The organism is Chamaesiphon sp. (assembly GCF_041737865.1).
GTDB lineage: Bacteria > Cyanobacteriota > Cyanobacteriia > Cyanobacteriales > Chamaesiphonaceae > Chamaesiphon.
Window position 1 is genome coordinate 1 of record NZ_JBGSQZ010000252.1, and the last position, 9706, is coordinate 9706.

General features: G+C 44.9%; 11 protein-coding genes. 10 read left to right on the forward strand and 1 reads right to left on the reverse strand.

Going from position 1 to position 9706, the window contains the following annotated elements; genetic code table 11:
- The 10 genes from ACEW9J_RS18860 to ACEW9J_RS18905 form a co-directional block, all read left to right on the forward strand.
- On the forward strand, positions 1-298 hold a 298-nt coding region (locus tag ACEW9J_RS18860), incomplete at its 5' end, for a BON domain-containing protein (RefSeq protein ID WP_373546634.1).
- 5 nt (positions 299-303) lie between these two features.
- On the forward strand, positions 304-1089 hold the full coding sequence (locus tag ACEW9J_RS18865; protein WP_373546635.1) for a tryptophan-rich sensory protein: 786 nt from the start codon (positions 304-306) through the stop codon (positions 1087-1089).
- A 151-nt stretch (positions 1090-1240) separates the two neighbouring features.
- A complete protein-coding gene (locus ACEW9J_RS18870; protein WP_373546636.1) occupies positions 1241-1915 on the forward strand; it encodes a BON domain-containing protein in 675 nt (224 codons plus the stop codon).
- A 96-nt stretch (positions 1916-2011) separates the two neighbouring features.
- Positions 2012-2428 (forward strand): YggT family protein, encoded by a 417-nt coding sequence (locus tag ACEW9J_RS18875; protein ID WP_373546637.1) that lies wholly within the window; start codon positions 2012-2014, stop codon positions 2426-2428.
- Between the two features lie 50 nt (positions 2429-2478).
- The gene (locus ACEW9J_RS18880; RefSeq protein WP_373546638.1) at positions 2479-3675 is read left to right on the forward strand and encodes an NAD(P)/FAD-dependent oxidoreductase; all 1197 of its coding nucleotides are present in this window, start codon (positions 2479-2481) and stop codon (positions 3673-3675) included.
- A 142-nt stretch (positions 3676-3817) separates the two neighbouring features.
- Positions 3818-3976 (forward strand): lmo0937 family membrane protein, encoded by a 159-nt coding sequence (locus ACEW9J_RS18885; protein ID WP_373546639.1) that lies wholly within the window; start codon positions 3818-3820, stop codon positions 3974-3976.
- A 40-nt stretch (positions 3977-4016) separates the two neighbouring features.
- Positions 4017-5123: a ferrochelatase gene (locus ACEW9J_RS18890; protein WP_373546640.1), complete on the forward strand. Its 1107-nt coding sequence runs from the start codon at positions 4017-4019 to the stop codon at positions 5121-5123.
- 5 nt (positions 5124-5128) lie between these two features.
- Positions 5129-5860 (forward strand): ZIP family metal transporter, encoded by a 732-nt coding sequence (locus ACEW9J_RS18895; protein ID WP_373546641.1) that lies wholly within the window; start codon positions 5129-5131, stop codon positions 5858-5860.
- Between the two features lie 66 nt (positions 5861-5926).
- Positions 5927-6961 carry an AI-2E family transporter gene (locus ACEW9J_RS18900; RefSeq protein ID WP_373546642.1) on the forward strand — a complete coding sequence of 345 codons (1035 nt, stop codon included), beginning with the start codon at positions 5927-5929 and terminating at the stop codon, positions 6959-6961.
- Positions 6962-7025: 64 nt separating this feature from the next.
- A complete protein-coding gene (locus tag ACEW9J_RS18905; protein ID WP_373546643.1) occupies positions 7026-9299 on the forward strand; it encodes an FUSC family protein in 2274 nt (757 codons plus the stop codon).
- A gap of 82 nt (positions 9300-9381) precedes the next feature.
- Here the strand turns inward: ACEW9J_RS18905 and ACEW9J_RS18910 are convergent.
- The coding region (locus ACEW9J_RS18910; protein ID WP_373546644.1) for a cation transporting ATPase C-terminal domain-containing protein at positions 9382-9706 on the reverse strand (325 nt) is incomplete at its 5' end.

Here is a 9706-nt window from a genome sequence, read left to right on the forward strand (position 1 = left end):
AGCCGAAACCGTCGTGCGATCGATCGCGGGCGTTCATGGGGTGTCTAGCTCGATTTCAATTAAACCCACAGATAAAATCCCCGCAGTCGGTATGGATATTGAAGCGGCGATCGATCGCAATGCCATGTTAGATGCTAGCAAAATCCGCGTCGAGATTGTTGGTAGCAAGGTGATCCTCCACGGTACTGTGCGGACGCTTGCCCAACGCGAGGAAGCCGAACGCATTGCCTGGGCTGCTCAAGGAGTGTTCTCGGTGGAAGATCATCTCGCCGTTAAGTGGCATCCGAGTGGGGGTTAGCACCAATGAAACTCACCACCCAACGTACAGATCCAGATTTAGTCAGACAAGTAACAATTCTCGTCGCGATTATCGGCAGCATTGTTATCAACACTATCTCCAACTTCTTTCCGCCTGATGGTGTGGATATGGCAACCCTGTCAGATCGCCTGTTTCCTTCAGTCCAAATTCTGCCCGCCAACTACGCCTTTGCGATTTGGGCACCGATTTATCTGGGTTTGATTGCCTTTGGCATTTACCAAGCCCAACCCACTCAGCGTCACAATCCTAGCTTACAGCGCGGTGGTTATCTGCTGGTGTTCGCCTGTATCGCTCAGTGTGCCTGGATTTATCTCTTTCTCGCCCGTCTCTTTCCCTTGTCTGTCGTCGCGATGTTGGGGATCTTGATACCGTTGATTGTCCTCTATCAACGCTTAGAGATCGGTCAACACCACGTTTCGCCAACTGAGCAATGGCTTATCAACATCCCGATTAGTATTTACCTCGGCTGGATTACCGTCGCGATAGTTGTCAATGCGTCACTCGCGCTCTACAGCATCAACTGGGATGGCTGGGGCATCACTCCCGCAATCTGGGCTGTCATCACGATAATTATCGCTACGGCAATTGGCACTCAAGTAACGATAAAACATCACGATACTGCTTACATGTTGGTAATTATTTGGACATTAATTGCGATCGGTATTCGCCATCTAGATACGCCTTTAATTACGGTAACTGCTGCGGTAGCTGCAATCTTTTTGATATTGCTTAGTGTTGACGCGCCTAAACCTGTTGGCAAAGACTCCTAAATTCGATTTGTAAATGAGGACAAAACCATGACCAGCTTTAGACCTAAAGCTAAGGGGTGCAGGGGTCAACCCCCTGGTATACCCATAATGTATTAAATATTAATACATTAGTCTACTTCTTTTAAATAACAACAAACAAAACACAAATAATATGCAACGTACTCTCGAAAAAACTGACACAGAATTACAAAATGATGTGCTGTCCGAACTCAAATATGAGCCAAGCATCAAAGTCACAGACATTGGCGTTCTGGTCAAAAATGGGACGGTCACACTCAATGGCTATGCCACCAGCTACAACGAAAAATGGCAAGCGGTACACGCTGTTAAGCGGGTTGCAGGAGTGAAAGCGATCGCCGATGACATCGAAATTCAGCTACCAAATTCGTACCACCGCACCGATGGCGATATTGCCTCAGCCGCTATCAACCAAATCGACTGGTCTACGACAATTCCCCAAGGAACCGTTGAAGTAACAGTCCGTAATGGCTGGATTACTCTAGAAGGCGAGGTGGAATGGTGGTACCAGAAGAACGCCGCAGGGAGTCTAGTCAAGCAAATGGCTGGTGTTAAAGGAGTGTCTAATTCGATCTCGATCTCGCCGAAGGTGACGAAAAAGGAAGTCGAAGCGGACATTAAATCTGCTTTCAAACGCAGTGCGATGTTGGATGCTCAACACATCCGCGTGGAGACTTCTGGTAATAATGTCACCCTCCACGGTCAAGTTCGCAACTACAGCGAGTATGACGAAGCCGAACGAGTCGCTTGGTCTGAAGCAGGTGTCTCCTCTGTGGACAATCGCCTCGAAGTAGATTGGATGTTCTAGCTATCTGAATCAGCGAAAAAGAGAGCCTAATATTTCTCAATAAAATATTAGGCTCTCCTAATTCACACTTGAAAATATTGATACTGAGGTCTAATTATGGCTCACGACAGGCAGGATGATACCAACATCGAACGGCGACAAGATCTCCAACATGATGAAGAGGCTTTCCGACTGTGCCAAGAAGAGAAACGCTTGCGGGCCGCTCGATTGAATACTCCCTTTATTTGGATACTTAATACTATTTTCTGGCTAGTAGGAGCATTAGAAATATTATTAGGCATAAGGTTCTTGCTGCGGTTGTTTGCGGCTAACCCTCAAAATGAATTCGCTCGATTAATCAATAATCTATCTGCACCTTTTATCGCTCCATTCTCGACCTTATTTATTAGCCCAACTTTTGGTGGTGGGGCATATATATTTGATGTCAATATTGCGATCGCGATCGTTGCTTATGCTCTATTAAGCTATTTAGCTGCTTCACTGGTTAAGTTTATCTTTTACCACGAGTCATAAATTCACTCTAGATCGATCGAACCAATAGGAGCATAAAGATGTCGAATATTATGACTGAAGTAAATACCTTAGATGAAACATTAACAATTCCTACCCAACTTATCGAGGCTCAAAAGCTGCCAACTTTAATTTTAGGTGGTGGCTTTACCGGATTATTTACTGCTCTACACCTTAGTCATCAACATTATCAAACACCCATAATTCTAATCGATCAAAGTTCAAGATTTATCTTCAAACCGCTACTCTATGAGTTTCTTAGCGGTGAGATGAAAACTAAATATATCTGCCCCCGCTATGATACTCTTTTGCATCAAAGTGGAATTGAATTTATTCAGGACACGATTCAATCCATCGACTTGCAACAGCGACAGGTTCAATTAGCGTCTGGACTGCATTACAACTATGGTAAGTTAGTGTTATCTCTTGGTAGCGTAGCAGCTTATTTCGATGTGGAAGGAGCAGAAGAATACACCTTACCATTTCGTACCACTGAAGATGCGGTCGCCTTAGCTAAACAGCTACGGAATTGTTTGCAACGAGCCACCCAAACCCCGAAACCGCAAAAACAGGCATTATTAACCGTGGCAATTGTGGGTGCTGGCTGTACTGGCATCGAGCTAGCCGCAACTTTGGCAGATTTATTACCAAACTGGTACGCCGCTCTCGGCAGTAATGTTGCAGATATTCGAGTAGTGGTAATTCAACAAGGAAAAGAAATTCTCAAAGGTATTAGCGATAGCCTCCGCCAAACTGCTCAAACTGCATTGCGCGAGCGGAAGGTACCCGTTGAGGTGTTGCTAGAAACTGAGGCGATCGCGGTGCGTCGAAACACGGTTGTCCTGAAGCGAAACAACCAAATCGAGCAGCTCTCAGCCGCGACGATTATTTGGGCGACTGGAAGTGAGATCGATCCGCTCATTTCTACACTATCAATTCCTGAAGCAAGTCACGATAAACAGGGACGACTCAAACTAACGAACAACCTACAACTACTCGATTTCCCCGAAGTGTTTGCAGGTGGAGATTGTACGGTAATGGAGCAGCCTTTACCAGCTACCGCTCAAGTAGCATATCAGCAAGGAGCCACAATCGCCCATAATTTGCAAGCACTTGCCGAAAGTCATTCACTCCTTCCGGTTGAAATTGGGTTGCGGGAAAATCTGATAAAGCTGGGGTTAGATGAGAGTGTTGCGGATCTTTTCGACAGCGATCGAGTGAAAGGTCATTTGAGACATTTAATTCGTTAACCAGCCTATGTTGATTTGTTACTTTGTTACCGACCCCCACGCGCAACTTCAAAGGAACTATTGAATGGCTATCTGATGAGCTATTTAACTCCGTCACCGTTTAGGCAATATCCACCGTTTTATTTAAATAGAAGAGGAAAATATGTTAAATCTCATTTGGACTGGCGTTGTTGTACTTTTTGGTCTGTGGTTATTAGGTATCTCAATCCATATTGGTGGTGCTTTAATTCACTTATTGTTAGTTTTGGCTCTGATTGGCTTTTTCTACAACATATTAATTGGGATGCGGATCGGTCGATAATTTCTCTGGATTCGTTTGCAATCTATTTAGGCAAAAAATAATGATTAGTCCTCAATCTCAAGCGACACATCCCGTCGCGTCTCACCAAGATGATTTAGCAGAACCGACGCGAGTTGCAGTTCTGCTGGCAGGGTATGGCGAAGTAGAATCTTACCGCGATCTGAGTAGTTATAACCAAGCTGCAACTAAATATATTGCATCGCAATTCGTTTCTATCCCTGAGTGGTTATATCCGGTGGCTGGTTGGCTGTTGGGATTGCAAGATTGGTACAATTTCGGGTTCAAACATCATCATTTCATGTCGCCCGAAAATGAGATGTTTGAAAAACAACGGATTGGCATCGAACAACAGTTACAAGACCGTTGGGGAACACAGGTACAAGTGTTCAAAGGTTTCTATTTTTGCGAACCTTTTGTCCAAAAAGTTGTGGCAGATATTATCGATCGAGGATTTGAAAACTTACTAATTTTCCCACTACTTGTGGTTGATTCTGCGTTTACTGGGAAAATAGCTGTAGAGCAAGTTAATGAAGTTATCACTGCAAATGAATCTGAAGATCTGCCATTCAAAGCAATTCGATATATTCCCGCATTTGCAACTGAACCTACCTACATCGATCTGCTAGTGCGTCAGATTAAGGAATCTCTAAATCAATTATCTACATGTGGCTGCTTTGAGTCACAGATAGGTATCGTCTTAACGGTTCATGGTGGCCCCGAAAAAGCTAATGGGTTGTTAACTGGCGTAATTGATGGGCAAGCTTTGTTCGATCGAGTCCAAGCCCAATTACAGCATCAATATCCATTAATCTCGATCGGGTGGATAAATCATGATATGCCGTTTATTAAATGGTCGCAACCCAATCTCGAACAAGCTGCAAAAAGTCTGATTAAATCCGGTGCCCAAACCATTGTATTTAAACCATTGGGGTGGGTAACTGAGAATTATGAAACTATTCTTGATGTGGAAGATGCGATCTCATCTTTGCAACGTCAATATCCAACTGTGACTTACACGCGGCTTGAATGTGTTAATGACGATTCTGAATTTTTCAGCATCGCCGCAGAATGGGCAAATCCACAGATCGAAGCAATGTTGTCAGTATCAAAAATTGAAAACGAGCAGGCTAAAAATGATGGAGCCTAGCGATTATGCCGGAATTTTTATTCGTCATTATACTGTCAGCTTTACCTGTGATTAGTAACTTCATTGGTGCGACGATCGCAGAAGCTTTACCACTATCAAAACAAACATTAGGACTAGCTTTACACGCAGCGGCTGGGGTACTTCTGGCGATCGCATCCACAGAATTAATTCCTAGAGTTCTAATTGCCAAACCTGCTTGGGCAACAATTCTAGCATTATTTTTAGGTGGGGCTTTCTTTGTCTGGGTGAATCAACTGCTCGACTTAGATAAAAATCGACTGCGCGGGGTTGGCGGAAATACAGTTGCTTGGGTAATCTTTTTGAGTATGTCGATCGATCTATTTGGTGATGGCTTATTAATTGGTACCAGTTTGACGATCTCACCGCATCTAGGTGTGGTACTAGCATCGGCGAGAGTTGTCGCACATATTCCTGAAGGTTTTGTGACTAATGCCGAGTTTAAGAGTCAGAATATGCCGCGCAAACTGAGATTTTGGTTGCTGGCTGCATTTCTGATTCCGGTGTGGCTGGGGGCGACGCTGGGCTACTGGGGATTGCGCGGGCAAGGCGATTTGCTCAAGCTAATTGTACTCGCATTTACCACAGGTACTTTAATTGTCGCGATTGTCGAAGAAATTCTGCCTGAAGCACATCAAACTCAAGATACAAACTTGTCTAGCTTGACATTTATCGGGAGTTTTGCGTTGTCAATGTTGTTCTCCTCTTATCTGGAATAATGGTTAGTGTAGCCTTGATTACCGCATGGTTAAAACCGCTGACTGTTCCAAAATGCTCGATCTCAAATGCTTACCTACCAAAAATTACCCCGATGGCTCAAATTTAGCTTGACGTTCCCGTTGATTTTTCTGAATGGGTGGCTAATTTTGTTACTTTATCATTCCTTACAACCGATTTCGAGCATCGTCATTGCTGCTTGTTTGGTGACGTTCTTACTAGACTATCCGATCGTCTTCTTAGAACGACGCGGACTACCACGAGCTTTAGCGATTGGCTTAGTTCTAGTTATTGCCATTGTCTTAGTGGGAACGATTAGTTTTGGGCTATTGCCGATCGTGTTTCGACAGTTAGAAGAATTTGTCAACCGTCTACCAGCTTGGCTGACAGCAGCACAGCAGCAAGTTTCCAACCTCAGTACACTCCCGATCTTCCAAAATATTCCCGTCGATCTTACTAATGTAACAGCAGGATTAACAGAGCGAGTCACTCAGACGCTACAACTAGCATCACGCAAAGCGATTTTTCTGGCATTGGATACCATTAACAGTGCCTTAAATTTGCTCTTAATTCTGGTGCTAACGATCTTATTGGTGTTTAGTGGCAAATCATTGTGGAACGGATTGTGGAGCTGGCTACCTGCACCTTGGAACGACCGAATTCAAGACTCGCTCAGACAAAGTTTTCAGAGTTATTTTGCAGGTCAAGCGATTGTCTCGACCATCCAAGGCATTTCCCTGATGACTGTGTTCTTACTACTCCAGATTCCATTTGGGTTGCTATTTGGATTGACGATTGGATTTGCCAGTTTAATTCCCTTTGGTGGCACCCTCACCATTATTGTAATTAGCTCACTATTGGCTCTCCAAAACATTTGGTTGGGACTCAAAGTTTTTGCGGTGGCAATTATCGTCGGTCAGATTATTGAAAATGCGATTGCGCCTCGATTGATGAGTGGCATGACGGGACTCAATCCAGCCGTTGTCTTCATCTCTGTACTGACAGGATCTCAAGTAGGGGGACTGCTCGGACTACTTCTAGCTGTACCGATTGCGGGGTTTATCAAGCGGATTGCCGATAGATTTAGAAGTACTTCAGACTAGACTAGTCAGCGATTGAATCGTGCGGAATATGAGTTCTATTATTCGTATTTCATCCCCAAAAATAATGCAGTTAAATCGAAATAACTTTCTCAGCTTCCTCATCCAGTCAGAACCAGGAAAACCAGCAATCGCGAATGGCTTACGGGCTGCATTATCATTGGGAATCCCGATGTTAATTGGGCAATTCATCGACCAAAGAGAAAGCGGCTTATTTGTGGGTTTAATCGCTTACTTTGTCAATTTAGCTAATGTTGCTGGCTCTTACCAGATTAAAGCTAAAGCGATGGCGATCGCCACTTTAGGCATAACTATCTCAGTATTTATCGGTACTCTAGTTGCTAACATCCCTATCCTCGCCGTCATCCTGACATTTTTGTGGGGAATGGCTTCAGGGTTTGCGTCGCTATATGGGAATACTGGTGCCAATGTCGGTTTAGTAGTTGGGACATCATTTATTTCGACGATCGCTCTACACGGCGACTTAGATGTAGCATTAATGCGATCGCTATTATGTCTGATTGCTGGTGGCTGGGCGATGCTACTTTCTCTAGTAATGTGGCCGCTTAAACCTTACGATCTGCTTAGAATTGCGGTGGCTGAGTGCTTTAATGCTCTTGCCAATTACCTTCAGACATTTGCAGGTGAAGCAGCCACAACTGAAAATATTCTAGACGTTAGAAAAGCATTAGAAACCGCCCGCATGACATTAGGTACCGCCCGAATCGGGCAGTCAGCACAAAGTTGGATGGGCGAGCAGTTACTCGTGCTAATTCAGGATGGAGATCGGTTGCTCGGCTCGGTGATTGCCTTAACAGAATTACTCGAAACTTACTCCCACCAACAGCAATATCGGTCGGTTCGGTACTTAATCGACGATGCCCTCACCCAACTGTCGATCGTGTTTCGATCGATCGCCAAAGTGATATCTGGTAAGTCTGCTAGCATCGATCTCGGTAATCTCAGCCGGATCTATGAGGCATTAAAGGAACGACAACATCTACTGCTGGATGCGCTCAAGCAGGCAAGCGTGGGGAAGGAAACAGACTACACACAGCTCGTTGCTCTAGGCAGCCTAATCCGAACGATCGCAAAACCGATCGAGCAACTACAATATACCGCTCAGTCAGCTAAATCGCTGCTAGAACCCAGCAACATTAGTCAACGACATGCAGAGCCGCTTCTATTAATTAAAACCGAACGGCAATCGCTGTTAAGTTTACTTAGAGAAAACTGCACCTTAGAATCAGCAATCTTTCGCCACGCCCTTCGCCTGGGAGTCAGTCTCAGTGTCGGTGTAATCTTGTATAGCATCACCAATTTACCAATGGGATATTGGATTACGCTTACCACGATGCTAGTCCTCAAGCCAAATTTGGGTGGAACTTTCCAGCGATTTTTCCAGCGAGTTGGTGGGACAATTTTGGGAGCGGTAGTAGCCGCTATTATCTTAGTTGCGATCTCCAGTAAGCCGATCCTAGACATTATTATTGTCATCACAGTATTTTTTGGAGTTGCCCTAATTGGTTTCAACTATGGCTATTCAGTGGTGTTCTTATCGATATTTATCTTACTGATTACCGATACCAGTAATTCTACAGGTTGGCAATTTGCCCAGATTCGTGTGTTGAATACTTTAATTGGAGCGGGATTGGCATTCGCAAGTCATTACTTTATCTGGCCGAATTGGGAACGCGACAGGTTTCCCCGTCAACTCGCCACTGCCCTGAGAGAGTCCCAAACCTACTTTAATGATGTCATGTCTGTTTATGAGGGAACAGAGGCGTATGACGCGAGGATTATCGCGCAACGACGACAAACTGGACTGGCGATCGGCAATGCCCAAGCCTCATTCCAAGGATTGCTCCGCGAGCCGAAAATGCACCCAGAATTAGTCGAGCCAGGTATGACGCTGCTCGTATATCTGGGACGTTTTACCAGTGCTATCACAGTTTTAGCCGCACATCTCGAACACTTTAGATTGACGGTACCACTGCCGGAATTAGCAACCTTTGTCAGCCAAATTTCGCTAGTGTTAGAGCAGTTGGCTGATGCAGTCGAGCAGGAAATTATCCCACCACCTTTGCCCGATCTGGAGGCAACACTGCACAGAATTCAACCGCATCTCCAAGCATTGCGAACAGCCCGCGTTCGAGAACTGGAGATCGATCTCCTCAGCGTTACTGCTGTAAATCAAGGACATACGCCGATGCGTCAGGCAGTCATCGATTACAGTATTCTGGATTTGGAGATCGACCAGATTGTCCGGCGATTGACTGCGATGTATTCGGCAATAGTCCGATTAAAATCGGTGGCTAGAAAGACAAGGGACAATTCATGAAGCGGCGGTTTTATTCGGAGGGAACCTCCGAATAAAAAAACCGACAAGACAGCGGCTCGCGCTCCTCGGCAAAGCCGAGGGTTTAGCGAGACAAGACATTCCCCCTTGTCTTTCTAGCGCGAAACCACCGTACAAATAACTTTTCCCCTTCAATCCAGATAAATATCAGTAAGCTGCAACCAAAACAGACTCCCAGTTCAAATAGACTCAAAGGATGAGTCCCAAAAAACGATCGCAATGGAGCGATATAAACTACAGCCAACTGCAATAGAATCGTGCCCAGAATCGCCCACAATAACAGTGGATTGCTAAACGGGTTAATTTCGATAACGAGTTTATTTACAGAGCGCACGGCTAAAGCATGACCCATTTGGGCGATACAGAGCGTGGTAAAGACGATCGTTTTC